Below are 24,419 nucleotides of genomic sequence, written 5' to 3'. Positions count from 1 at the left end.
TCCGGATTGGGGTACATGTCGAGATATGGCCGCCGACGTTGACCGCGAGTTTCGCCAGGACCAAGCGGACCCCGCAGCGGGTAGCCATGTCGAGGGCGGCGTCGTGGAGCATCCGACCGCCGACGACTTCGCCGATGCGGCGGCCCCGCCCGCGGATCCCGTCTGGTTCAAGCGGGCGGTGTTCTATGAGGTGCTGGTTCGGGCGTTCTATGACTCCAACGGGGACGGCATCGGTGACCTGCGCGGCCTGACCGAGCAGCTGGACTATCTGGAGTGGCTCGGGGTCGATTGCCTGTGGTTGCCGCCGTTCTACGACTCACCGCTGCGCGATGGCGGCTACGACATCCGGGACTTCTACAAGGTGTTGCCCGAGTTCGGCACGGTCGATGATTTCGTCGAACTGATCGACGCGGCGCACCGGCGCGGCATTCGGGTCATCACCGATCTGGTGATGAACCACACCTCCGACAGCCACCCCTGGTTTCAGCAGTCCCGCCGCGACCCGGACGGCCCCTACGGCGACTACTACGTGTGGAGCGACACCAGCGAGCGCTACGCCGATGCCCGGATCATCTTCGTCGACACCGAGGAGTCCAACTGGACATTCGACGCGGTGCGCAAGCAGTTCTATTGGCACCGGTTCTTCTCCCACCAGCCCGACCTGAACTATGCCAACCCGGCGGTGCAGGAAGCCATGATCGAAGTGCTGCGGTTCTGGCTGAACCTGGGCATCGACGGTTTTCGGTTGGATGCGGTGCCATACCTGTTCGAGCGCGAAGGAACCAACTGCGAAAACCTGCCCGAGACACATGATTTCCTCAAACGCTGCCGCAAGGTGGTCGACGACGAGTTCCCGGGCCGGGTACTGCTGGCCGAGGCCAATCAGTGGCCCACCGATGTCGTGGAATATTTCGGGGACCCCGAGACCGGCGGCGACGAATGCCACATGGCATTCCACTTCCCTTTGATGCCACGCATTTTCATGGCAGTGCGCCGCGAGTCGCGCTTCCCGATTTCGGAGATCATGGCGCAGACGCCGCCGATCCCCCATCTGGCACAGTGGGGCATCTTCCTGCGCAACCACGACGAGCTGACACTGGAGATGGTCACCGACGACGAGCGCGACTACATGTACGCCGAATACGCCAAAGATCCGCGGATGAAGGCGAACGTGGGAATCCGGCGCCGGCTGGCCCCGCTACTGGACAAGGACCGCAACCAGATCGAGTTGTTCACCGCTCTGTTGTTGTCGCTACCGGGCTCCCCGATCCTCTACTACGGTGATGAGATCGGAATGGGCGACATCATCTGGCTGGGCGACCGCGACGCGGTGCGCACCCCGATGCAGTGGACACCGGACCGCAACGCCGGTTTCTCCACCGCGAACCCGGGCCGGCTCTACCTGCCCCCGATCCAAGACGCGGTCTACGGTCATCAGTCGGTCAATGTCGAAGCACAGCGCGACACGTCGACATCGCTGCTGAACTGGACGCGCACCATGCTCGCTGTTCGGCGCCGCTACGACGCCTTCGCCCTGGGCGAGTTCCGGGAGCTGGGCGGGTCCAATCCGTCGGTGCTGGCGTATGTGCGGGAGATGTCGGGCGACGACGGCGCCACCGTCCTCTGCGTCAACAACCTGTCGCGGTTTCCCCAGCCGATCGAATTGAATCTGCAGCACTGGGACGGCCACACGCCGGTGGAACTGACCGGGTCCGTGGAGTTTCCCCGGATCGGAAAACTTCCGTACCTGCTCACTCTGCCCGGATATGGCTTCTACTGGTTCCAGCTGTGCGAGCCGAAGGAGGACATGTCATGACCGATGTCACCGGCGGGCCAGCGGGTCTGCCGTGGGCGGAATGGCTGCCGACACGGCGCTGGTACGCCGGGCGTAATCGGCAGCTGGCCGGTGCAGAGCCCGTTCTGGTGGTGCAGTTGGGCGACACACTGGATCTGGTGCTGGTCGACGTCACCTACACCGAAGGGCCCGATGAGCGCTACCAGGTGTTGGTCAGCTGGGATGCCGACCTGCCACCGGAGTACGCCCAGATCGCGATGATCGGAACCCATCGGGGGCGTACCGCCTATGACGCACTGTATGACGCTGCGGCCACCCGGTTGTTGTTGTCCCTGATCGATTCGTCGGCCCAACGCGGCGACGTCACGTTCACTCCGGAGGCGGGGGCGTCGCTGCCGATCGGGGCGAGCGCTCGGGTATCAGAAGCCGAGCAGAGCAACACCAGCGTGATCGTCGAGGAGGAAGTGGTCTTCAAGGTGTTCCGCCGGTTGAAGGAAGGCATCAATCCAGATATCGAGTTGAACGCGGCGCTGGGCCGGGCGGCCAACCCGCACGTGCCGCGACTGCTGGGCTCCTATCAGATCGAGTTGCCCGGCGACTCCGGCGTTTCGCCCTACGCGCTGGGCATGGTCAGTGAGTACGCGGTGAACTCGGCGGAGGGTTGGGCGATGGCCACCGCCAGCGTGCGTGACCTGTTCGCCGAAGCCGATCTGTACGCCTACGAGGTGGGCGGCGACTTCGCCGGTGAGTCCTACCGGCTCGGTGAGGCGGTCGCGTCGGTGCACCGGGCACTGGCCGGCAGCCTGGGCACCGCTGAAGCGGTCTTCCCGGCGCAGGCTCTGCTGTCGCGGTTGGCGGCGACCGCGGCGACCGTGCCGCAGATACGCCCGCACGTCGCCGCTGTCGAACAGCGATTCCAGGAGCTGGCCGGGGAGAAGATCACCGTGCAGCGCGTCCACGGCGACCTGCATCTGGGCCAGGTGCTGCGCACCCCGAACGGTTGGCTGCTGATCGATTTCGAAGGCGAACCGGGGGCGCCGTTGTCGGAGCGCCGCCGGCCGGATTCGCCGCTGCGGGACGTCGCGGGTGTGTTGCGGTCTTATGAGTACGCGGCCTACGGAAAATTGGCCGACTTGTCGCGGGACGGGCAGGACCGGCAATTGGCCACCCGGGCCCGCGAATGGCTGGACCGCTGTCGCAGCGCCTTCTGCGACGGTTACACAGCGGAATCCGGTTCCGACCCGCGTGACCAGGCGGCGCTGCTCACCGCCTACGAAGTCGACAAGGCGGTCTATGAGGCCGGTTATGAAGCCCGGCACCGGCCGGCGTGGCTGCCGATTCCGTTGCGCGCCCTGAGCCGGCTGATCGCTGCGTAGGCGGCCGGACGTCACTCGGCAGGTTCGAGCCACAGCGCCGACAGCGGGGGCAGTACCAGCACGGCCGAGGCCGGGCGGCCGTGACGGGGCTCGTCGACGGCCTCGACGCCACCGAAGTTGCCGACGCCGCCGCCGTTGTATTCGGCGGCGTCGGTGTTGAGAATCTCGCGCCACCGGCCGGCGGACGGCAGCCCGAGGTGGTAATCGGCATGCGCCACACCGGAGAAGTTGAACACGGCGGCCAGCACCGATCCGTCGGTTCCGTAGCGCAGAAAGCTCAGCACGTTGTTGGCGGAGTCGTTGGCGTCGATCCAGGAATAGCCGGCCGGGTTGATGTCTTCACTCCACAGTGCGGGATGGTTGCGGTAGACGAGGTTGAGATCGCGTGTCAGACGCAGGATTCCGGCGGAGAAACCGGCTGCCTCACCTTCGGAGTCGAGTTGGTGCCAGTCCAATCCGCGCTCCTCGGACCATTCGGCGCGCTGGCCGAACTCCTGGCCCATGAACAGCAGCTGCTTGCCCGGGTGGGCCCACTGGTAGGCGAGCAGACTCCGGACCCCGGCGGCCTTGGCGTGATCGTCGCCGGGCATGCGGCTCCACAGCGTGCCCTTGCCGTGCACCACTTCGTCGTGGCTGATCGGCAGTACGAAGTTCTCGGTGTAGGCGTAGAGCATCGAGAAGGTCATCTCGTGGTGATGGTAGGAGCGATGCACCGGGTCGTGCCCGAGGTAGGCGAGCGTGTCATGCATCCAGCCCATGTTCCATTTCATCGAAAAGCCCAGACCGCCCAGGCTGGTCGACCTGGACACTCCCGGCCAGGAGGTCGACTCCTCGGCAATGGTCGCGATGCCGGGAGCCGACTTGTGCGCGGTCGCGTTCATCTCCTCCAGGAACTGCACCGCCTCGAGATTCTCTCGGCCGCCGTGGACGTTGGGTGTCCAGCCGCCCTCGGGCCGTGAGTAATCCAGGTAGAGCATCGACGCGACGGCATCGACTCGTAGGCCGTCGATGTGAAACTCGCTGAGCCAATACAGCGCGTTGGCCACCAGGAAGTTGCGCACCTCGGGACGGCCGAAGTCGAAAACGTAGGTGCCCCAGTCCAGTTGCTCACCGCGACGCGGATCAGCATGTTCATACAGCGCAGTACCGTCGAACCGGCCCAGCGCCCACGCGTCTTTGGGGAAGTGCGCCGGAACCCAGTCCACGATGACGCCGATGCCGGCGCGGTGCAGTGCGTCGACCAGCGCACGGAAATCGTCGGGAGAGCCGAACCGGGCGGTCGGCGCATAGTACGAGGTGACCTGATAGCCCCATGACCCGCCGAACGGATGCTCGGCGACCGGCAGGAGTTCGACGTGGGTGAACCCCTGTTCCACAACGTAATCCGTCAGCTCGGTGGCAAGCTGACGGTAGCTGCGGCCGGGACGCCAGGACCCGAGGTGAACTTCGTAGATGCTCATCGCCTCGAATACCGGGTTCGCGGTGGCACGCTGCTGCATCCACTCGTCATCGCTCCAGCTATAGCGGCTGGTGGTCACCCGGGAGGCGGTCTGAGGTGGGGTTTCGGCAGAGAACGCCATCGGGTCCGCCCGCTCGGTGACCACATCGTCCGCGCCGTGCACCCGGAACTTGTACAGGCCGCCGATCGGGAAGTCCGGCCAGAACAGTTCCCACACACCGGAAGAGCCCAGTGCCCGCATCGGTGCACCGATCCCGTCCCAGCCGGTGGCGTCGCTGACCAGACCGACGCCCTTGGCGTTGGGCGCCCACACCGCGAACGACACCCCGGTCACCGTCCCGTCCGGGGTGGTGAACGTGCGCGGATGGGCGCCGAGCACCTCCCACAGCCGTTCGTGTCGCCCCTCGGCGAACAGGTGCAGGTCCATCTCACCCAGCGTGGGCAGGAAACGATATCCGTCGGCGACGATCTGCGGTTGTCCGGCGCCGAGATAGTCGATCTGCAGCCGATAGTCGATCAGATCGACGAACGGCAACGTCGCGGCGAACAACCCGCCGCCCAGGTGTTGCATCGGCACTCGGTCGCCCCCCACCAGCACCGTCGCGACAGCCGCGCCCGGCCGCAGGGTTCGGATCACGGTACGTTCACCGTCGTCGTGGGCGCCCAGGATCGCGTGCGGATCGTGATGCACGCCGGACAGCAACCGGTCGACGTCCGCGGGCGTCACCGCCGGCCCGGGGCCGCGCGTGTGCTTACTTCGCGTCATCGGGTCTTCACCTCCGAAGCAACCGTGCTCGCGCGTCGGCGTCGATCACCGGCATGTTGACGATATGGGCGACCGCTCGGCTCGGCTCGAGTCGGACGTAATTGTCCTGCCCCCACTGGTATTCCTCCCCGCTGATCTCGTCGCGCACCCAGAACCGCTCGTAGGGTTCCATCCCCAGCACCGCCATGTCCAGCGACAATGTCGCCTCTTCGGCGGCGAACGGGTTCAACGTCACCACCACCAGCACCGTGTCGCCGCTGATCGGGTCGAACTTGCTGTAGGCCAGCAGCGCATCGTTGTCGACGTGATGGACCCGCAGGGTGCGCAGTTGCTGCAGGGCCGGGTGCTGACGGCGAATGGCGTTGAGGCGTGCAATGAACGGCTCGAGCGATCTGCCCTCCTGCACCGCGGCGGCGAAGTCACGTGGACGCAGTTCGTACTTCTCCGAGTGAAGGTATTCTTCGCTTCCCTCGTGCAGTGCCTGGTTTTCGAACAACTCGTAGCCGGAGTACACCCCCCACGACGGACCCATCGTCGCCGCCAGCACCGCGCGGATCGCGAACATGCCGGGGCCGTAATGCTGCAGGCTGGCATGCAGGATGTCCGGTGTGTTGACGAACAGATTCGGGCGTCGAAAATCGGCCAGTTCGGCGATCTCCTCGCCGAACTCGGTGAGTTCGGGCTTGGAGGTGCGCCAGGTGAAATAGGTGTAGGACTGGGTGAAGCCGAGCTTGGCCAGCCCGTACTGGCGCACCGGCGGGGTGAACGCCTCGGACAGGAACAACACGTCGGGATCGGCGGATTTGATCTTCGCGATCAGCCATGCCCAGAAGCCCGGCGGTTTGGTGTGGGGATTGTCGACCCGAAAGATCTTGACCCCGTGGTCGATCCAGTGCTGCACCACCCGGAGCACCTCGGCATACAACCCGGCGGGATCGTTGTCGAAGTTCAGCGGGTAGATGTCCTGATATTTCTTCGGCGGGTTCTCCGCGTAGGCAATCGTCCCGTCCGGCAACTCGGTGAACCACTGGCGGTGCCGGTCGGCCCAGGGGTGATCGGGAGCGCACTGCAACGCCAGGTCCAAGGCGACCTCCATGCCGAGTTCGCCTGCGCAGCTGACGAAACGGTCGAAGTCGTCGAGCGTTCCCAGATCGGGATGAACGGCGTCGTGGCCACCCTCGTCGCTGCCGATCGCCCAGGGCGAACCGACGTCACCCGGTTCGGCGGCGACGCTGTTGTTGCGGCCCTTTCGGTGCACCTTTCCGATCGGGTGGATAGGCGGCAGATAGACCACGTCGAATCCCATCTCGGCGATGCGCGGCAGCGCCGACGCCGCGGTGGCAAACGTGCCGTGCACCGGATTGCCGGCAGGGTCTCGTCCGCCGGTGGAGCGGGGGAACATCTCATACCAGGCGCCGAACCGGGCCAGCGGCCGGTCTACCCAGACCCGGAACTGTTGGCCCCGGGTGAGATGGTCACGCAGGGGGTAGTGAGTGATCAGCTCACGGATCTGCTCCGATAACGCCGGCGCCGACCGCATCACCGGGTCGCCCGGCTGACGCAAGGCCGCAGCCGCTGCCAGCAGGGTCTTCCGCATGCCGACCGGCATCGCTGCGGCGGCACGGTCGAACAGGTCGGCGCCGATCAACAGATCGTTGGACAGTTCGGCTTCGCCCTGACCGGCGTCCAATTTCGCGACCACCGCATCACGCCAGGTGCGGAAGGAATCGGTCCAGCCGTCGACCCGAAACACCCACAACCCGACCCGGTCCGGGATGAACTGGCCGTGAAACACGTACGGCTGGGCGCCGGTACTCATCGGCAGCAGCACGGGCTTGCCCCGACACGACGCGGCAACACCGTCCGACTCCTCGGCACGTATCCCGGCCGGCAGCGGGTAATCGGGTCCCAGGTAGCGCACGGCCAAGGTCGCCGCGACGGCCTCATGTCCCTCACGCCACACCCCGGCGTCGACCGGCACCACCTCCCCGACCACCGCCTTGGCGGGGTGCCTGCCGCAGGACACAACCGGCGTAACGCCATCGACCTCGATTCGGCCCGGCACCCACCCCTCCGTTCGTCGGCTGCGGTTCCGACAGTGGGTACCCGCGGGGAGGGCAAGCTACGCGAACCGACATCGGGGCTTGCGGGCCGACGCCGGGCCGACCCGACCGAACAGCGAATCGCCGCTGGTAGCGGTCGCTGCCCCGGGCGGGCGAGGGCCACCCGAATCCTGCTGGGCGACTTCGCATCGCCTGCCGTTAGGCGGTTAGGACGCGACGAACGCGCGGGTCAGCGCGGCGGGAGCTGAAGCAGTGGTCTACCCGCGCGGCAGGCCCAGCAGCCGCTCGGCGGCCAGGGTCAGCAGGATCTGTTCGGTACCGCCGGCGATCGACAGACACCGGGTGTTGAGGAAGTCGTGCACCTCGCGTCCGGCCACCGCGCCGGCCCCGTCGGTCACGTCCATCCGGAACTCGGCCAGATCCTGGCGGTAGCGCACCCCGATCAGCTTGCGCACCGAGGACTCCGAGCCGGGGTCCTGACCGCCGACGGCAAGCTGGGCGATGCGTTGGTCGAGCAGCGAGCCTGCCTGCGCGGCGATGATCAGCCGAGCCAGCCGCTCGGCGGTGGCGGTGTCCGGCTCACGATCCGCCAGCGTCTTGAGCAGTTCTTCCATCGGGTTGCCCAGCGCGGTGCCGCCGGCGATCGCGACCCGCTCATTGGCCAAGGTGGTGCGGGCCAGCCGCCAGCCGTCGTTGACGCCGCCGACAACCTGCTCGTCCGGGACGAATACGTCGTCGAGGAAGACCTCGTTGAACAGGGCCTCGCCGGTGATCTCCCGCAGCGGCCGGATGTCGATGCCCTCGGCGGCCATGTCGACCAGGAAGTAGGTGATGCCCTTGTGCTTCGGCGCCTCGGGGTCGGTTCTGGCCAGGCAGACACCCCACTGCGAGTCGTGCGCTCGCGACGTCCACACCTTCTGCCCGGTCAGGCGCCAGCCGCCGTCGACCTTGACCGCCTTGGTGCGCAGCGCCGCCAGGTCCGAGCCGGCGCCCGGCTCGGAGAACAGCTGGCACCAGAACACCTCGCCGGTCAGCGTGGCCGGGATGAAGCGCTCGATCTGCTCGGGCGTGCCGTGCTCGAGGATGGTCGGCGCCGCCCACCATCCCACCACCAGGTCGGGGCGTTGGACACCGGCCGCGGCGAGCTCCTGGTCGATCACCAGCTGCTCGGCGGGACCGGCCGCGCGGCCATACGGTGCCGGCCAGTGCGGCGCCAGCAGACCCGATTCGGCCAGCGCCACCTGGCGCTGGTCGTCCGGCAGCGCGGCGATGCGGGCCACCTCCGCGGCGATCTCGGTCCGGATTCCGGTGGCCTCACCCAGGTCGATCTCGAGCCGTCGGCGCGCCCCGGCGCGGGTCAGCGCGGCGGTGCGGTGCAGCCAGCGCTGCGATCCGCCCAGCGCCTGCCCGATACCGTAGGCCCGGCGCAGGTACAGATGAGCGTCGTGCTCCCAGGTGATGCCGATGCCGCCGAGCACCTGGATGCAGTCCTTGGCGTTGGCCTTGGCGGCGTCGATGCAGATGGCGGCGGCTACCGCCGCCGCGATCGCGAACTGCTGGTCATCGGAGTCGGCGGCGGCGCGCGCGACGTCGGCGGCGGCAACCGCAGCCTGATCGGCCCGACACAGCATCTCGGCGCACAGGTGCTTGACGGCCTGAAAGCTCCCGATCGGCTTACCGAATTGCTCGCGCACCTTGGCGTATTCGACAGCGGTGTCCAACGCCCAGCGGGCCACCCCGGCTGCCTCGGCGGACAGCACGGTGACCACCAGGTTCTCCACCCGGCTGCCCGCCTCGAGCACCACCGCCGGCGCGGCGGTCAACGTCACCTTCGCCAGCGGGCGGGAGAAGTCGGTGGCGACCAGCGGCTCGACCTGCACCCCGTCGGCGCGGGCATCCACCAGCACCCAGGTCGCGCCGTCTTTGCCGGCCGGAAGCACCAGCAGCCCGTCGGCGGTCGCGCCCAGCACCCGCGCGGCGGTGCCGGACACCCGGGCGGTCGCGGTGTCGAGGTCCAGATCGGCGTCGATCGCCGCCCCGGCGACGCGTTCGCCGCCCGCCAGCGCCTCGGCCAGCTGCGGATCGGTGACCACCAAGGTGGCCAGCGCGGTGGTCGCGACCGGTCCGGGAACCAGTGCCCGGGCCGCCTCGTCGACCATCGCGCACAGGTCTTCGAGCCGGCCGCCGGCGCCGCCGGACTCCTCGGGGACGGCCACCCCGAACAGGCCCAGGTCGGCCAGGCGAGCGAAAACCGGTTTCCAGGCATCGGTTTGACCCAGTTCGACGGCCCGGATCGCCTCGGCGGTGCCTGCTGCGGCGGCCCAGTCGCGGACCAGCTCACGAGCGGCGAGCTGTTCGTCGTTGATGGTCACGGACACGCTGGGCTCCTCGGGGTTATAACGGTGTTGAACTTCGGCGAGCGAGGAAGTCCACCCGGTTGACTAGAACGTGTTCTAATAGTGCCAGCGTCTGAGCGTCAAGTCGAACCGTTGTGGCAGGACACGCAGTATCCCGCCGGTGTTGGGAGTGAGAGAATCAGCTACGCGATGCGTATCGTTACTCGCGAGTAGGCCGACTAAAGGAGCTGCCCACCACATGTCGTCACCAGCCGACAGCAATCCAGCTCGCGGATCGGGCACCCAGCCCCGCGAGGTCACCAGCGTGGCTGTGCTGACCGAGTCGGACCTCGGCTCCGAAGCGCAGCGGGAACGCCGTAAGCGCATCCTGGACGCGACGCTGGCGATCGCCTCCAAAGGCGGCTACGACGCGGTCCAGATGCGGGCGGTTGCTGATCGGGCCGACGTGGCCGTCGGCACCCTGTACCGGTACTTCCCGTCGAAGGTCCACCTGCTGGTCTCGGCGATGGGCCGCGAGATCGCACGTGTCGATACCAAAACCGATCCGGCCACCTACGCCGAAATGACCCGGCATCAGCGGCTCAACCTGGTGGTCAACAAACTCAACCGAGCCATGCAGCGCAATCCGCTGCTCACCGAAGCCATGACCAGGGCGTACGTCTTCGCCGACGCGTCGGCGGCCGGTGAGGTCGACCACGTGCAGAAGCTGATCGACTCGATGTTCGCCGGGGCCATGAGCGACGGGGAGCCGACCGAGGAGCAGTACCACATCTCCCGGGTGATCTCCGACGTGTGGCTGTCCAACCTGCTCGCCTGGCTGACCCGGCGAGCGTCGGCCACCGACTTCACCACCCGTCTGGACCTGGCGGTCCGGCTGCTGATCGGCGACGACGACCAGCCCAAGGTCTGACCGGCTGCCCGATGCGCCTCAAGCTCGGCCGCCCCGACCTGGGCGAGTATGCGCACCGGTTCACCGTCCCGGCCGCGGCGCCGGACGCACCGCTGCGGGTGACCTGGCTCGGTGTGTCGACACAGCTGATCGACGACGGATCGTCGGCGCTGCTGACCGACGGCTATTTCTCCCGGCCTGGCCTGGCGCGCTTGCGATTCGGCAAGGTGGCCCCGATGCCGGCCCGGGTCGACGGCTGCCTGGCGCGCGCCGGGGTGCGGGACCTGGCCGCGGTCGTGGCGGTACACACCCACATCGACCACGTGCTGGATTCGGCGTTGGTCGCCGAACGCACCGGCGCGATGCTGGTCGGCGGTGAATCGGCCGCCAACGTCGGACGCGGCCACGGGTTGGCCGAAGACCGTCTGATCATCGCGACGCCGGATCAGCCGATCACGTTGGGTTCCTACGACGTCACGCTGGTCGAGTCGCGGCATTGCCCGCCGGACCGCTTCCCGGGCCACATCAGCGCCCCGGTCGTTCCCCCGGTGCGGGTGGGGGCCTACCGATGCGGTGAGGCGTGGTCGGCCGTGGTGGCCCACCGCCCGTCGGGCCGGCGACTGCTGATCGTCGGCAGCGCCGGGTTCGTTCCCGGGGCCTTGGCCGACCACCACGCCGAGGTCGTGTACCTGGGCGTGGGCCAACTCGGCTTGCAACCCCGCCAGTACCTGGTCGACTACTGGTCGGAGACGGTGCGTGCGGTAGGCGCGCGCACGGTGGTGTTGACCCACTGGGACGACTTCTTTCGGCCACTGTCAAAGCCGTTGCGCGCCTTACCCTATGCCGGGGATGACCTGGACGTATCGATGCGGATTCTCAGCGAGCTAGCCGAGGCCGATGGGATCGCCCTGCACCTGCCCACGGTGTGGCGCCGCGAAGACCCGTGGACCTGAAGCCGGCTCTTGCGCTGCTGCTGCTCGCCGTGGTGCTGGGCTTCGCGGTGGCCCGTCCGCGGGGCTGGCCAGAGGTGTTCGCCGCAGTACCGGCGGCGGCCATTCTGGTTGCAGCCGGAGCGATCTCGGTGCACGACGCCGCCGCCGAAGCCGCCGCCCTACTGCGTGTCGTCGCGTTTCTGGGTGCGGTGCTGGTGCTGGCGCAACTCTGCGACGACGAGGGCTTGTTCGAGGCCGCCGGCGCGGCGATGGCACGCGCCGATGTCGGGCCGCCCCAGCATCTGTTGCGCCGGGTCTTCGTCATCGCGGCCTGCCTGACCGCGGCGCTGAGCCTGGACGCGACGGTGGTGCTGCTGACCCCGGTGGTGTTGATGATGGCCCGCCGCCGTCACGCACCGATGCGTCCGCACGCCTACGCGACCGCGCACCTGGCCAACACGGCGTCGCTGCTGCTGCCGGTGTCCAACCTGACCAACCTGCTGGCATTCCACGAAACCGGCTTGTCCTTCATGAGATTCACCGCGTTGATGGCAACGCCGTGGCTCGCCGCGACCGCGGTCGTCTACCTGATCTTCCGGTGGTTCTTCCGCGCCGACCTGCACGCCACACCAGAGCACCACCAGGCCGGACCGCCGCCGCCGGTGCCGGTGTTCGCGCTGGTGGTGCTCGGCCTGACGCTGGCCGGGTTCGTGATCGCCGAGACGTTCGGTGTCGCTCCGGCGTGGGCGGCCGTCGCCGGTGCCACCATGCTGGCCGGGCGCGGCCTGGCTTTGCGGCGCAGCACACCGGCCGGCATCCTGCGGTCCGCCAACGTGGGTTTTCTGGTGTTCGTGCTGGCCCTCGGGGTGGTGGTGCGCGCGGTCGTCGACAACGGTCTGGGCGATCGGATGAGCGCCGTGCTGCCGGCGGGTTCGGGGCTGGTGGCGCTGCTGGCGGTCGCGACGGTGGCCGCGCTGCTGGCCAACGTGGTCAATAACCTGCCGGCGACGCTGGTGCTGGCGTCGCTGGTGGCGCCGGCCGGCCCGGTGGCGGTGCTGGCGGTGTTGATCGGTGTCAACATCGGCCCCAATCTGACCTATGCCGGTTCGCTGTCCAACCTGCTGTGGCGCCGGGTGCTGCGCCGGTATGACGTTCCGGCCAGTGTCGGCGAGTACACCCGGCTGGGGTTGTGCACGGTTCCGCCGACCCTGCTGGCGGCGGTGCTGGCGCTGTGGGCGGGTGCGCGGCTGTTGGGCGTCTAGCGGTGATCGCAAGCGCGGCGGGTCACCGCCACCGGATCAGCCTCGGCGGTAGGCCGGCGGCAGCGGCATGCCCAGCTCGGCCATGATCGTGCGCAGCCTTGCCGGGTAATCGGTGATGAGCCCGTCTACGCCGCAGGCGATCTGCTCGCGCATCGCAGCGGCGTCGTTGACCGTCCACGGGATGACCTTGAGCCCGGCCCGGTGTGCCCGCTCGACGAACGCCTGGTCCACCACCGCGTAGTCCGGGGAAACGATGTCGGCACCGACCGCTGCCGCACCGTCGATCGGATCCTGTCCGTGTTCCCACAGCGCGGCCAGGGGGATGGCCGGCTCGGTGGCGCGCACCAGCGACAGGGTGCGCCAGTCGAAGCTCTGGATCTCGATGGCGTCCAGCTTGCCGGCGGTCCGCGCCGCCGCCAGGATCACCTCGACGATCTGCTGGGGACCGTGCGCATCGACTTTGGTCTCGATGTTGTAGCGCACGTCTGCGTGATACGAGTCGGCCAGGGCGAACACCTGCGGCAGCGTCGCGATCACGTTGCCGGGCACCACTTCCGCATCGGGGAACTCCGGCTGTGGTCGGCCGCAGTCCAGGGTGTGGATCTGCACCAAGGAGAGGTCGGCCACCCGCTTGCCCACATACGGGTACTGCGGGTCGCCGGCAACGGTCGGACCGGTGTCGGCGCACTTGGACGGCTCGATCACCGGGTCGTGCCAGACCAGCGGTTGGCCCTCACGGGTCAGGACGACGTCCAATTCGAGTGTGCTGACGCCTGATTCGATCGACTTGGCGAAGCCGCGCAGCGATCCCTCGGTGGTCTCGCCGCGGCCGCCGCGATGCGCCTGCAGATCGAAGCTCTGCGGTTGCCCGGCGGCTATCGGGGCTATCGGGGCGCCCGAGACGGCCGGTGCGGCCAGTAGCGCCGAGCAGACGCAGAGTCGCACAAAGTTGCGCAGATTGATGCGATTCTCTGTCTGCTGGCGGCGCGAACTTTCCGCGGCGCGGCGGATCACCGTCGCTGACGGGCGATCTCGGCCAGCACCACCCCGGCGGCCACCGAGGCGTTGAGCGACTCGGTGGGGCCGGCCATCGGAATCGACACGATCGCATCGCAGTTCTGCCGCACCAACCGGGACAGGCCCTTGCCCTCGGACCCGACGACCAGCACCATCGGACCGGTCCCGTCCAACTCGTCGACCACGGTGTCGCCCCCGGCATCCAAACCGACCACCTGCAGCCCCCGATCCGCCCACCCCTTCAGGGTCTGGGTCAGGTTGGGCGCGCGGGCCACCGGGATGCGGGCTGCCGCACCGGCACTGGTGCGCCAGGCCACCGCGGTGACCGAGGCGGAGCGACGCTGCGGGATGAGCACGCCGTGCCCGCCGAATGCGGCCACCGACCGCACGATGGCGCCGAGGTTGCGCGGATCGGAGATGTTGTCCAAGGCGACCAGCAGCGCGGGCGCGACGTCTTCTCGCGCGGCGGCGAGCAGGTCGTCGGGGTGGGCGTAGTTGTACGGCGGCACCTGCAAAGCGATGCCCTGATGCAGGCCGTTCGTGGTCATCTTGTCCAGGTCCGATCGCGGGACCTCGAGAATCGGCAACCCGGAATCTGCTGCCCGGGTTACTGATTCGGTCAAGCGCTCGTCGGCCTCGGCGCCGAGCGCCACATACAACGCGGTCGCCGGGATCCCGGCCCGCAGGCATTCCAGCACCGGGTTGCGACCCAGCACGGTCTCGGTGTCGTCGGTGCGCTTGGTGGCCCGGTAGGCCCGCTGCTTGGCGGCGCGCTTGGCGGCTTTGGCCGCCGGGTGGTATTCCCGCTTGTGGGCCGGCGGCGTGGCGCCACGGCCCTCGAGGCCGCGGCGGCGCTGGCCGCCCGAGCCCACCGTCGGGCCCTTCTTGGTCCCCGGCTTGCGCACCGCGCCCTTGCGCTTGGAGTTGCCGGCCACCTAGCTCGCCCCGTCCACGATCAGCGACCACTGAGGGCCGTCACCGGTGTCGGTGACGTCGATGCCGGCGTCTTTGAGCCTGCCGCGAATCTCGTCGGCCAGCTGCCAATCCCGTTCGGCACGAGCGGTTTCCCGGCGTTGCAGTTCCGCTCGCACCAGCACGTCGACCGCCGCGAGCGCCGCCGACGTCTCATCGCGTGATTCCCAGCGTTCGTCGAGCGGATCACAGCCCAGCACGCCCATCATCGCCCGGATGGAGCCGGCGGCGGCCAGCGCACCCTCGTGATCGCCGGCGTCGAGGGCCCGGTTGCCTTCCGCACGGGTGCGGTGCACCTCGGCCAGCGCGATCGGCACCGACAGGTCGTCGTCGAGCGCGGCGGCGAAACGAGGCGTCCAGTCCCCGGGAATCACCGCGCCCACCCGAGAGCGGACCCGGTGCAGGAAGTCCTCGATGCCGACGTAGGCGTTGACGGCGTCGTGCAGGGCGGTCTCGGAGAATTCCAGCATCGAACGGTAGTGCGCGCTGCCCAGGTAGTAGCGCAGTTCGGCGGGCCGGACCCGTTGCAGCACCGCCGACATCGACAACACATTGCCCAGCGACTTGCTCATCTTCTCGCCACCGAGGGTGACCCAGCCGTTGTGCAGCCAGTAGTTGGCGAACCCGTCGCCGGCGGCACGACTCTGGGCGATCTCGTTCTCGTGGTGAGGAAATATGAGATCCATTCCGCCACAGTGAATGTCGAACTCGGGGCCCAGGTAGGCACGGGCCATAGCCGAACATTCCAGATGCCAGCCCGGACGGCCGGGTCCCCACGGCGTCGGCCAGCTGGGTTCACCGGGTTTGACGCCCTTCCACAGCGTGAAGTCCCGCGGATCACGTTTGCCGGTGGCCACCCCCTCCCCCTGGTGCACGTCGTCGATCTTGTGGCCGGACAACTGGCCGTACTCGGGGTAGCTGAGCACGTCGAAGTACACGTCGCCGTTGCCGGTGTAGGCGTGCCCGGACGCGATCAGGCGATCGATCAGCTCGACCATCTGGGTGATGTGTCCGGTCGCACGCGGCTCGGCCGACGGCGGCAGCACGCCCAGCGCGTCATAGGCGGCGGTGAACTCCCGCTCGTGGGTGGCGGCCCACTCCCACCACGGCCGGCGGGCTGCGGCGGCCTTGGTGAGGATCTTGTCGTCGATGTCGGTCACGTTGCGCACGAAGGCGACGTCGTAGCCGCGCGCGGTCAGCCACCGGCGCAGCACGTCGAAAGCCACACCGCTGCGGACGTGGCCGATGTGCGGCGGGGCCTGCACGGTCGCACCGCACAGGTAAATCGACGCGTGGCCGGGCCGCAGCGGAACGAAGTCACGAACGGCGCCGGTTGCCGTGTCGTGCAGCCGCAGACGGGGGCGATCGGTCACGACGGGCCAGCTTACCGGGGCGGGCCGGGCTCGGCCGTCCCGGCCGCTGCTCAGCAACCGTCGAACCCGGCTCTAACAGGCAATTGCCAGGAACGGAAACCTCTTGCCACATGTGTGGACAGGTGCGCACCGGTCGCATATATTGCCAAAGTGACCAGACTTCTGGCGGCAGCCTCGGGAACGCTTCTGGCTGTGGCCGCAATCGCCTCCTCCGCAACGGTGTACGCCGACGAGCCCACCGATCAGGGCTCACAGGTGTCAACACATTCAGCGCCAGGGGCGAATCTGGCCGGCGCGGTCCAGCCGACCGAGCCCGGCGGTGCAAACCCGGCCGATGCCGCAGCGATCGCCCCCGGTGGCGCCGCGAACCCGGCCCCGGGCGGTGCCGCGAACCCGGCTCAGGACGGCATGGCGAACCCACATGACGGCACGGCACGGCCCGAGGACGAGATGGCGCACCCGGGCGACGACGGCGGTGCTGCTGCGGCCGCTCCGGCCGCCGCGGGCGGGATGAACTCGATCGGGGCCTCGCTGGGCACCTCGATGGCGATGATGGCCCCGATGATGGCGATGTATCTGCCGATGATGGGCGCACCACTGCTGATGTCCGGCCTGGGCAGTCTCGGCGCTGCTCCGGCTACCGGCGCGGACGCCGCCGACGCCGCTTCGGCCGCGGCTTCCGACCTCGCCGGTTCGGCCGCGGCGACCGACGCGTTCGGTCTGGCCGCGCCCGTAGCCGCCGACCTGTCCAACCTCGACCTGACCCCGGTCCTCGACCCTGACCTTCTGACCGGCGCACTTGCCGACACCACCGGGCTGACGGCCGATGCGACCACCGACGCTGTCAGTGCCGCGGCAGAGGCCGCCGGCCAAGCCGCCGCCGATGCCGCCAGCGGTGTTGCCTCCGAGGTGCCCGGGGTGGCACTAGACACCACTGGGGACCTCGCCGGCGCGGGTGCCAGTGTCGGTGGCGACATCGCCTGCGGGGTGCTCGGAATCTTCGGCTGGTGCTAGCGCACACCGCGCGAACTACAGGGGTGCCACCAGCGCGGTAGCAACGGCGGCCAGCCCCTCGCCCCGACCGGTCAGTCCCAGCCCGTCGGTGGTCGTCGCGGAGACCGACACCGGTGCACCCACGAGCCCGGACAGCAGTTGTTGCGCCTCGACGCGGCGCGGTCCCACCTTCGGCCGGTTCCCGATGACCTGCACCGCGGCGTTGCCGACGGTGAAGCCGCTGTCACGCAGCAGGCCGCGTACGTGGCCGAGCATCACAGCACCTGTTACTCCTGCCCAGCGTGGATCGTCGACGCCGAACACCGTGCCCAGGTCCCCCAACCCCGCCGCCGACAGCAGCGCGTCGCACAGCGCGTGTACGGCGACGTCACCGTCGGAGTGCCCCGCACAGCCGTCGGCGTCGGGAAACAGCAACCCCAGCAGCCAGCAGGGCCGGCCCGGCTCGACCGGGTGCACATCGGTGCCGAGTCCCACCCGCGGCAGGGCGGTCACCGGCTGATCACCGCCTCGGCCAGCATCGCGTCCAGCCTGGTCGTGATCTTGAACGCCAGCGGGTCGCCGTCGACGGTCTGGACCGGACCGCCGATGTGCTCGACCATCGAGGCGTCGTCGGTGAACTGTGCTGCCGCACCGGCCTGCTGATAGGCCCGCAACAACAGATCGGCGGCGAACCCCTGCGGTGTCTGCACCGCCCGCAGACCGGCGCGCTCGGGCGTACCCAGCACCACCCCGTTGGCGTCGACCGCCTTGATCGTGTCGGGGACCGGCAGGGCGGGCACCACCGCGCGGTGCCCGTCGCGCAACGCCTCGACCACCCGGACAATCAAGTCCGGCGGAGTCAACGGACGTGCGGCGTCGTGGACCAAAACGAAATCGGCCTCGCCGGCGTTCTCCAACGCAAGCCGGACCGAGTCGACGCGGTGCGCGCCGCCGGGGACCACGGTGGCCGTCCGCCCGAGGATCAGCTTGGCCTCATCGGTGCGATCCGGTGGGACCGCGACCACCACCTGGTCGACCACCCCGGATTCCCGCAGACCCGCCACGGCGCGCTCGACCAGGGTCTGTTCGCCCAGCAGAAAGAACGCCTTGGGGACGCCAGCCCCCAGCCGCACACCCGAACCTGCGGCCGGAACCACGGCTACTGTGCTTGCCACCGAGTACCCCCGGCGGTTCAGGACGCCGCGGCCAGCACCTCGTCGAGGATGGTCTCGGCCTTGGCGTCGTCAGTGTTCTCGGCCAGCGCCAGCTCGCCCACCAGGATCTGGCGTGCCTTGGCCAGCATCCGCTTCTCGCCGGCGGACAGGCCGCGTTCCTGGTCGCGACGCCAGAGGTCACGGACGACTTCGGCCACCTTGTGCACGTCGCCGGAGGCGAGCTTTTCGAGGTTGGCCTTGTAACGGCGCGACCAGTTGGTCGGCTCCTCGGTGTGCGGGGCACGCAGTACCTGGAATACCTTGTCCAGACCCTCCTGGCCGACTACGTCACGCACGCCGACATATTCGGCATTTTCCGCGGGAACTCGAACTGTGAGGTCACCCTGAGCCACCTTGAGGACCAGATAGTCCTTCTGCTCGCCTTTGATGGTCCGGGTTTCAATCGCCTCGATTAACGCTGCACCGTGATGTGGATATACGACGGTGTCTCCGACCTTAAAGATCATCTGATTTGAGCCCCTTTCGCTACCCCATCCTAACACGTCGGCCAGACACCGGACGATCAACGGTGCAGGTCAGGGGCATCGCAGCCCTGGTCGGGGGCTTGACAGCAACGATAAACCGTGCATGACGTGGGCCACCGCGGCGCGGTTCCGGGAGCTCGATCACGCTCTGAGGCAAGGCCTAACCCTGAGCTACCGCCGCTGTAAGCGTGCTACTACAGTGCATAGTCACCAACCGCAGCGCCGAGCAGGAGGCCTTCAGTGAACCGGTTCTACAGGGTCATCACCGCGTTGGCCTTCGCCGCGGTAGTCGCCGGGTGCGGCACCGGCCAGATCTCCCAGACCGCCGACCAGGCCCCCGCGGTCAACGGCGCCTCCGCCACGGAGGGTGATCTGGCGCTGCGCGACGTGCGCATCCAGGCGGCGCAGACCGGCGATGCGCTGGAGGCCGGCCAGACGGTGGACCTGGTGTTCGTCGCCAGCAATCAGTCGACGGACACCGGTGATGAACTCACCGCGGTCACCAGCTCGGTCGGCAAGGTGTCGGTGACCGGCGGCAAGTCGGTTCCCGCCGGCGGCGTCCTGGTCGTCAGCGCCCCGGCCGGCCCGGACCTGCCGACCGCACCCGCCTCCAAGGCGCTGCCCGAGGTCTCCAACGCCAGCACCGCGGCGGCCACGGTGACACTGGACAAGGCGATCTCCAACGGGCTGACCTACGACTTCACCTTCGACTTCAAGAAGGGTGGCCCGATCCGCGTGGCCGTGCCGATCTCGGCCGGCACACTTTCACACCACTGACTCCCCGCGTCGCCGGCCGGCACTGTCGGACCCACCGGTTAGCGTCAGCGGGTGGCTAAATCCTCCAGGGCTCGATCGCTGTACCGCTGCTCGGAGTGCGGGAACACCTGCGCGAAATGGCTGGGTCGCTGCCCGGAGTGCGGCAGTTGGGGCGGTATCGACCCGGTGGCCGAGTCGGTCGCTCCATCGAACGGGCTGCAGCCGGCGACACTTGCCCGGCCCGCGGTTCCGATCAGCTCCATCGCGCCCGGCTGCGCCCGCCCCCAACAAACCGGCGTATCCGAACTGGACCGGGTGCTGGGCGGCGGGGTGGTGCCCGGGTCGGTGACGCTGATGGCCGGCGACCCCGGCGTCGGTAAGTCCACCTTGCTGCTCGAGGTCGCCCACCGCTGGGCGCTGGCGGGGCGGCGGGCGCTCTACGTCTCGGGCGAGGAGTCCGGCGGGCAGATCCGGCTGCGCGCCGAACGCACCGGGTGCAGCCATGACGAGATCTACCTGGCCGCCGAATCCGATCTGCAGACCGTGCTGGGCCATATCGAGGCGGTCCGGCCGTCGCTGGTCGTGGTGGACTCGGTGCAGACGATCGCCGCCGCCGACACCGACGGGGTGGCCGGCGGGGTCACCCAGGTGCGTGCGGTGACGGCCGCGTTGACCGCGGCCGCCAAGGGCGCCGACGTGGCCCTGATCCTGGTCGGCCATGTGACCAAGGACGGCGCGATCGCCGGCCCACGTTCACTGGAGCACCTCGTCGACGTGGTGCTGCATTTCGACGGCGACCGCAACTCGGTGCTGCGGATGGTGCGCGCAGTCAAGAACCGTTTCGGCGCCACCGATGAGGTGGGCTGTTTCCTGCTGCGCGACAGCGGAATCGAAGGAATCGCCGACCCGTCCGGACTCTTCCTGGAACAGCGCAGCGAACCGGTGCCCGGCACCGCGATCACCGTCGCCCTCGATGGCAAACGCCCGTTGATCGGCGAAGTGCAGGCCCTGCTGGCGGACCCGGTCGGCGGGTCGCCGCGCCGTGCGGTCAGCGGAATCGACCACGCCCGGGCCGCCATGATCACCGCGGTGCTCGGCAAGCACGCGAACCTGCCGATCGCGGCCGCTGACATCTACCTGTCCACCGTGGGCGGCATGCGGTTGACCGATCCGTCGACGGATCTGGCCGTCGCCATCGCCTTGGCGTCGGCGTATGCCGATCTGCCGCTGCCGGCGACCACGGTGGTGGTGGGCGAAGTGGGGCTGGCCGGCGACTTGCGCCCGGTCAGCGGCATGGACCGTCGGCTGGCCGAGGCGGCCCGGCTCGGGTTCACCACCGCGCTGACGCCGCCGGGTGCCCCGGCCTCGGTGGGCGGCCTGCGCACGGTGGCGGCGGCGAATATCGTTGCGGCGCTGCAACACCTGAAAAGCATCGCCGACCATCGCAGCAGACAGGCGCCGCTGCAGTTACTGGATCGGGCCTAGCGCTCAGTTGCCCGGCGGCACGGCATCCGGGGGGAAGTCGGCGGCCGGGGGTGGCGGCGCATCCGGCAACGGCTCGGTCAACATGAAAGGCACCGTCGCCGATCTGAGATTGCCCAGTTGAACCACCAGGTTGTAGGTGCCCGGGCCGATCGGCTGCCGCGGCAGCGGGCACTGCGGCGCCGAACCCATACCCGTCCAGGTCACCGTGGTCGTCACCTGTTCGCCGGGATCGAAGGTCTTGACCAGGGTCTCATTCGACGGCGCGCAGTCCAGGTTCGACCACAGCCGCTGGTTGTCCAGCGAGTAGACGTAGGCGGCCAGCACCGCCGCTCCCACATCCCGCTTGCAGGCGACCAGGCCGATGTTGGTGACCACCATGGTGAACTGGGGCTGCTCGCCCACCACGTACTGCGGACCGGTGATGCCCTTGACCGCCAGGGTCGAGTCGGGGCAGTCGTCGCCCTCCTTGAGCACCGGGGGCGGGATCACCGCCGCGGTCGGAGTCGGCGCTGGCGGGGGCGCCTGCTCGGCGGGCGGAACCACCGGCGTCTTGGCCTCTTCGGGCGGGGCGCCATGCGGCTTGGCGTCCTGCGCGGCGGTCGTCTTGTTCGCATCAGCGTTCTCGGCACCCGCGCTGCCGTGCATCACGGCGAAGACGATGGCCGCCACCAGCCCGATCACCGCGACCGCGATGCCCAGCGCCAGACCTCGGCGTCGCCAGTAGATCTGCGAAGGCAGCGGACCCTGCGGTTCCAAATCGAGCACGTTCTCACGGTAGGACGTGCTCAGCGCGAATTGTCCGACCCGTCTCGGCGTGTCGTTGCCGCATTGTGACCTGGCCCGAGTATTCAGACCGTCCGGCGCCGACTAGGCCGGGCCACCAGAACCAGCGGCCCAGCACGACCGGGGTGTCCCGCGACAACCCGATGCAGAGCTTCTACTCCTCGCCGATATCGCCGATGTGTTCCCGAGCCTGCACCCGCCCGTCGGACAGGTGGTAGGTGGCGCCGACGATCGCCAGCGTCCCGGCCTCGATCTGGTCGGCGATAACGGTCGATCGGCTCGCCAGTTGCCGCACGGTCTCGTTGACATGGCAGGTCTCGAACTCATCGATGCTGCGCAGGCCCTCGCGCCGGCCGACCAGGATCGACGAGGCGACCCGTTCGGCGATGTCACGCAGGTAGCCCCCCGGCACGGCACCATCGTCGAGAGCCGCCAGCGCGGCCTTGACCGCACCGCAGCTGTCGTGACCGAGCACCACGATCAGCGGCACGTCGAGCACCGCCACCCCGAATTCGATCGAGCCCAACACCGCCGAGTCGATGACATGACCCGCGGTGCGGACCACGAACATGTCGCCCAGGCCCTGGTCGAAGATGATCTCGGCGGCCACCCGGCTGTCACCACAGCCGAACACCACCGCGGTCGGCTTCTGGCCGTCGGCCAGCGCGGCACGCCGCGCCACATCCTGGCTCGGGTGCATGGGCTTGCCCGCGACGAAGCGATCGTTACCCTCCTTGAGTGCCTTCCACGCGGATATCGGGTTCGAATTCGGCATACCCGACATTGTGCACGGCCGGGCGATGACCATCGACGTCGGCGATCTCCTCGGCTGGTTCGACGTCGCCGAACGCGCACTGCCGTGGCGGGCGGACGGCGTGACCCCGTGGCAGATCCTGGTCAGCGAGTTCATGCTGCAGCAGACCCCGGTCTCGCGGGTGCTGCCGATCTGGTCGGACTGGGTGGCGCGGTGGCCGACACCGTCGGCGACGGCGGCCGCGACCCCCGCCGAGGTACTGCGGGCGTGGGGAAAGCTCGGCTACCCGCGGCGGGCGAAACGGCTCCATGAATGCGCGACGGTCATCGCCCGCGAATTCGCCGACGTGGTGCCCGACGATGTCGAGACGCTGGAACAACTGCCGGGGATCGGCAGCTACACCGCGCGGGCGGTGGCCTGTTTCGCCTACCGTCAACCGGTTCCGGTGGTCGACACCAATGTGCGCCGGGTCGTGGCCCGCGCCGTGCACGGACGTGCCGACGCCGCCGCCCCGTCGGCGAAGCGCGATCACGCCGATGTCGCCGCGCTGCTGCCCGACGCCGCTCGGGCGGCCCGGTTTTCGGCGGCGTTGATGGAGTTGGGTGCCACGGTGTGCACGGCCCGGGCGCCGCGCTGTGCTGTGTGCCCGGTGACCTCGTGCCGGTGGCGCGCGGCCGGGCACCCGCCCGGCACCGAACAGCGACGGCCCGCCCAACGATATGCCGGCACCGATCGCCAGGTCCGCGGTCGTCTGCTGGATGTGTTGCGGGACAACGTGCTACCGGTCACAAAGGCCGAACTCGACGTGGCATGGCCGGTCGATGCGGCCCAGCGCGAACGCGCCCTGGCTTCGCTGCTGGACGACGGCTTGGTCGAACGGCTCGGCGACGACCGCTACGCGCTGCCCGGTCAGGACAGAAACGACTCGACGGCCTCGCGATAGACCTGTGGGGCCTCGTCGTGCACCAGGTGGCCGGCGTCGGGCACGTGCAGGTAGGTGCTGCCCGAGGCGATGCGGTGCATCTGGCGCATCTGGCCCGGGGGCGTCACCGAGTTGCCGGCTTCGATGAGCAGGGCCGGCGCCTGCACGGCGCGCCACTGATCCCAGTAGTCGCGGGTGCCCCACTCGGCGGCGATCTGCACCCAGCGCGCGGGCAGACCGTGCAGCCGCCAGCCGGTCTCGGTGCGGTCGAAGGCTTCCAGGAAATAGCGCCCGGCGATCTCGCCGAACTCGGCGACCACCTCCTCTGCCCGGGCGAACTCGACCGGCAGGGCATGCACCCACGGCTCCCACGGTCCGGTGGTGCGGCCCCGGAAGTCCGGCGCCATGTCCTCGACCACCAGCGCGGAGACCAACTCCGGATGGCGGGCGGCCAGGCACCACGAATGCAGCGCCCCCATCGAATGGCCGACCAGGCGCACCGGGGCCGGCAACTGTTGCACCGCGGTGACCAGGTCGGCCACGAACCGTTCGGTGGAGATCGGATGCGGGTCGACGACGTCGCGGCCCCGGTGCCACGGCGCGTCATAGGTGTAGACCGCCCCGAGCCGGGTCAGCCAGGGCAATTGCCGCGGCCAGGTGCTGCCACGGCCCATCAGGCCGTGGACCAGGACCAGCGGCGCCCCGTGCCCACCGCGATAGGTCAGCAGCTCACTCGAGGCGGTATTCACCCGGGGCACGGTAGCCT

Annotated in this window: 21 protein-coding genes; 9 read left to right on the top strand and 12 right to left on the bottom strand. The window is 68.9% G+C overall.

Features of this window, described 5'->3' with window-relative positions; genetic code table 11:
* Nucleotides 1-25: 25 nt before the first annotated feature.
* Complete coding sequence (gene treS, locus BST28_RS06295; protein ID WP_083080342.1) at nucleotides 26-1,816, top strand: maltose alpha-D-glucosyltransferase; 1,791 nt, start codon at nucleotides 26-28, stop codon at nucleotides 1,814-1,816.
* Entirely contained in the window at nucleotides 1,813-3,171 is a 1,359-nt protein-coding gene (locus tag BST28_RS06290; RefSeq protein ID WP_083080340.1) for a maltokinase N-terminal cap-like domain-containing protein, read from the top strand. The genes treS and BST28_RS06290 overlap by 4 nt, the downstream gene beginning before the upstream one ends.
* Before the next feature lie 11 nt (nucleotides 3,172-3,182).
* Here BST28_RS06290 and glgB read toward each other — a convergent pair whose 3' ends face one another.
* The 3 genes from glgB to BST28_RS06275 form a co-directional block, all read right to left on the bottom strand.
* On the bottom strand, nucleotides 3,183-5,396 hold the full coding sequence (gene glgB / locus BST28_RS06285) for a 1,4-alpha-glucan branching protein GlgB (RefSeq protein ID WP_083080339.1): 2,214 nt from the start codon (nucleotides 5,394-5,396) through the stop codon (nucleotides 3,183-3,185).
* A gap of 7 nt (nucleotides 5,397-5,403) precedes the next feature.
* Entirely contained in the window at nucleotides 5,404-7,461 is a 2,058-nt protein-coding gene (locus BST28_RS06280; protein WP_083080337.1) for an alpha-1,4-glucan--maltose-1-phosphate maltosyltransferase, read from the bottom strand.
* Nucleotides 7,462-7,716: 255 nt separating this feature from the next.
* Nucleotides 7,717-9,837 (bottom strand): acyl-CoA dehydrogenase family protein, encoded by a 2,121-nt coding sequence (locus BST28_RS06275; protein WP_083080336.1) that lies wholly within the window; start codon nucleotides 9,835-9,837, stop codon nucleotides 7,717-7,719.
* Between the two features lie 217 nt (nucleotides 9,838-10,054).
* On the opposite strand from BST28_RS06275, the gene kstR reads away from it, so the two are divergent.
* From kstR to BST28_RS06260, 3 genes are read left to right on the top strand one after another with little or no spacing between them, the layout of a single operon-like run.
* Complete coding sequence (kstR, locus tag BST28_RS06270) at nucleotides 10,055-10,726, top strand: cholesterol catabolism transcriptional regulator KstR (protein ID WP_019737434.1); 672 nt, start codon at nucleotides 10,055-10,057, stop codon at nucleotides 10,724-10,726.
* 11 nt (nucleotides 10,727-10,737) lie between these two features.
* A complete protein-coding gene (locus BST28_RS06265) occupies nucleotides 10,738-11,658 on the top strand; it encodes an MBL fold metallo-hydrolase (protein WP_065287582.1) in 921 nt (306 codons plus the stop codon).
* A complete protein-coding gene (locus tag BST28_RS06260) occupies nucleotides 11,655-12,899 on the top strand; it encodes an SLC13 family permease (protein ID WP_065287646.1) in 1,245 nt (414 codons plus the stop codon). Before BST28_RS06265 ends, BST28_RS06260 begins: the two co-directional genes overlap by 4 nt.
* Before the next feature lie 36 nt (nucleotides 12,900-12,935).
* On the opposite strand, the gene BST28_RS06255 is transcribed toward BST28_RS06260, so the two are convergent.
* The 3 genes from BST28_RS06255 to cysS all read right to left on the bottom strand — a co-directional run bounded on the left by BST28_RS06255 (nucleotide 12,936) and on the right by cysS (nucleotide 16,261).
* Nucleotides 12,936-13,844 carry a glycerophosphodiester phosphodiesterase family protein gene (locus BST28_RS06255; RefSeq protein ID WP_065287645.1) on the bottom strand — a complete coding sequence of 303 codons (909 nt, stop codon included), beginning with the start codon at nucleotides 13,842-13,844 and terminating at the stop codon, nucleotides 12,936-12,938.
* Nucleotides 13,845-13,909: 65 nt separating this feature from the next.
* Nucleotides 13,910-14,851, bottom strand: coding sequence for a 23S rRNA (guanosine(2251)-2'-O)-methyltransferase RlmB (gene rlmB / locus BST28_RS06250; RefSeq protein WP_019737430.1), 942 nt, complete (start codon nucleotides 14,849-14,851; stop codon nucleotides 13,910-13,912).
* Nucleotides 14,852-16,261, bottom strand: coding sequence for a cysteine--tRNA ligase (cysS, locus tag BST28_RS06245; protein WP_065287581.1), 1,410 nt, complete (start codon nucleotides 16,259-16,261; stop codon nucleotides 14,852-14,854).
* Between the two features lie 150 nt (nucleotides 16,262-16,411).
* Here cysS and BST28_RS06240 point away from each other — a divergent pair, with 150 nt between their 5' ends.
* Entirely contained in the window at nucleotides 16,412-17,275 is an 864-nt protein-coding gene (locus BST28_RS06240) for a hypothetical protein (RefSeq protein WP_133054282.1), read from the top strand.
* A gap of 15 nt (nucleotides 17,276-17,290) precedes the next feature.
* On the opposite strand, the gene ispF is transcribed toward BST28_RS06240, so the two are convergent.
* Genes ispF through carD form a run of 3 tightly spaced genes read right to left on the bottom strand, consistent with a single transcriptional unit; the run spans nucleotide 17,291 to nucleotide 18,935 of the window.
* Nucleotides 17,291-17,758: a 2-C-methyl-D-erythritol 2,4-cyclodiphosphate synthase gene (gene ispF, locus BST28_RS06235; protein ID WP_029249390.1), complete on the bottom strand. Its 468-nt coding sequence runs from the start codon at nucleotides 17,756-17,758 to the stop codon at nucleotides 17,291-17,293.
* Between the two features lie 5 nt (nucleotides 17,759-17,763).
* Nucleotides 17,764-18,429 (bottom strand): 2-C-methyl-D-erythritol 4-phosphate cytidylyltransferase, encoded by a 666-nt coding sequence (gene ispD, locus BST28_RS06230; RefSeq protein ID WP_083080333.1) that lies wholly within the window; start codon nucleotides 18,427-18,429, stop codon nucleotides 17,764-17,766.
* 17 nt (nucleotides 18,430-18,446) lie between these two features.
* Nucleotides 18,447-18,935 (bottom strand): RNA polymerase-binding transcription factor CarD, encoded by a 489-nt coding sequence (gene carD, locus BST28_RS06225; protein WP_013830798.1) that lies wholly within the window; start codon nucleotides 18,933-18,935, stop codon nucleotides 18,447-18,449.
* Between the two features lie 258 nt (nucleotides 18,936-19,193).
* On the opposite strand from carD, the gene BST28_RS06220 reads away from it, so the two are divergent.
* Together BST28_RS06220 and radA are read left to right on the top strand one after the other, a co-directional pair.
* Nucleotides 19,194-19,730: a copper chaperone PCu(A)C domain-containing protein gene (locus BST28_RS06220; protein WP_083080331.1), complete on the top strand. Its 537-nt coding sequence runs from the start codon at nucleotides 19,194-19,196 to the stop codon at nucleotides 19,728-19,730.
* Between the two features lie 51 nt (nucleotides 19,731-19,781).
* Entirely contained in the window at nucleotides 19,782-21,194 is a 1,413-nt protein-coding gene (gene radA / locus BST28_RS06215; RefSeq protein ID WP_083080330.1) for a DNA repair protein RadA, read from the top strand.
* A 3-nt stretch (nucleotides 21,195-21,197) separates the two neighbouring features.
* Here radA and BST28_RS06210 read toward each other — a convergent pair whose 3' ends face one another.
* The gene (locus tag BST28_RS06210) at nucleotides 21,198-21,959 is read right to left on the bottom strand and encodes a hypothetical protein (RefSeq protein WP_083080328.1); all 762 of its coding nucleotides are present in this window, start codon (nucleotides 21,957-21,959) and stop codon (nucleotides 21,198-21,200) included.
* 172 nt (nucleotides 21,960-22,131) lie between these two features.
* On the bottom strand, nucleotides 22,132-22,752 hold the full coding sequence (locus tag BST28_RS06205; protein WP_065287643.1) for a carbonic anhydrase: 621 nt from the start codon (nucleotides 22,750-22,752) through the stop codon (nucleotides 22,132-22,134).
* 25 nt (nucleotides 22,753-22,777) lie between these two features.
* Here BST28_RS06205 and BST28_RS06200 point away from each other — a divergent pair, with 25 nt between their 5' ends.
* Nucleotides 22,778-23,674 (top strand): HhH-GPD family protein, encoded by an 897-nt coding sequence (locus BST28_RS06200; protein ID WP_065287642.1) that lies wholly within the window; start codon nucleotides 22,778-22,780, stop codon nucleotides 23,672-23,674.
* Here the strand turns inward: BST28_RS06200 and BST28_RS06195 are convergent.
* The gene (locus BST28_RS06195; RefSeq protein WP_065287644.1) at nucleotides 23,641-24,402 is read right to left on the bottom strand and encodes an alpha/beta fold hydrolase; all 762 of its coding nucleotides are present in this window, start codon (nucleotides 24,400-24,402) and stop codon (nucleotides 23,641-23,643) included. The two genes, BST28_RS06200 and BST28_RS06195, sit on opposite strands and share 34 nt — an antisense overlap.
* Nucleotides 24,403-24,419: the final 17 nt, after the last annotated feature.

This window comes from Mycolicibacter kumamotonensis, assembly GCF_002086285.1.
Taxonomy (GTDB): Bacteria; Actinomycetota; Actinomycetes; order Mycobacteriales; family Mycobacteriaceae; genus Mycobacterium; species Mycobacterium kumamotonense.
Note: the sequence above shows the minus strand (reverse complement) of the source record. Positions and strands in the feature narration are given on the sequence as shown.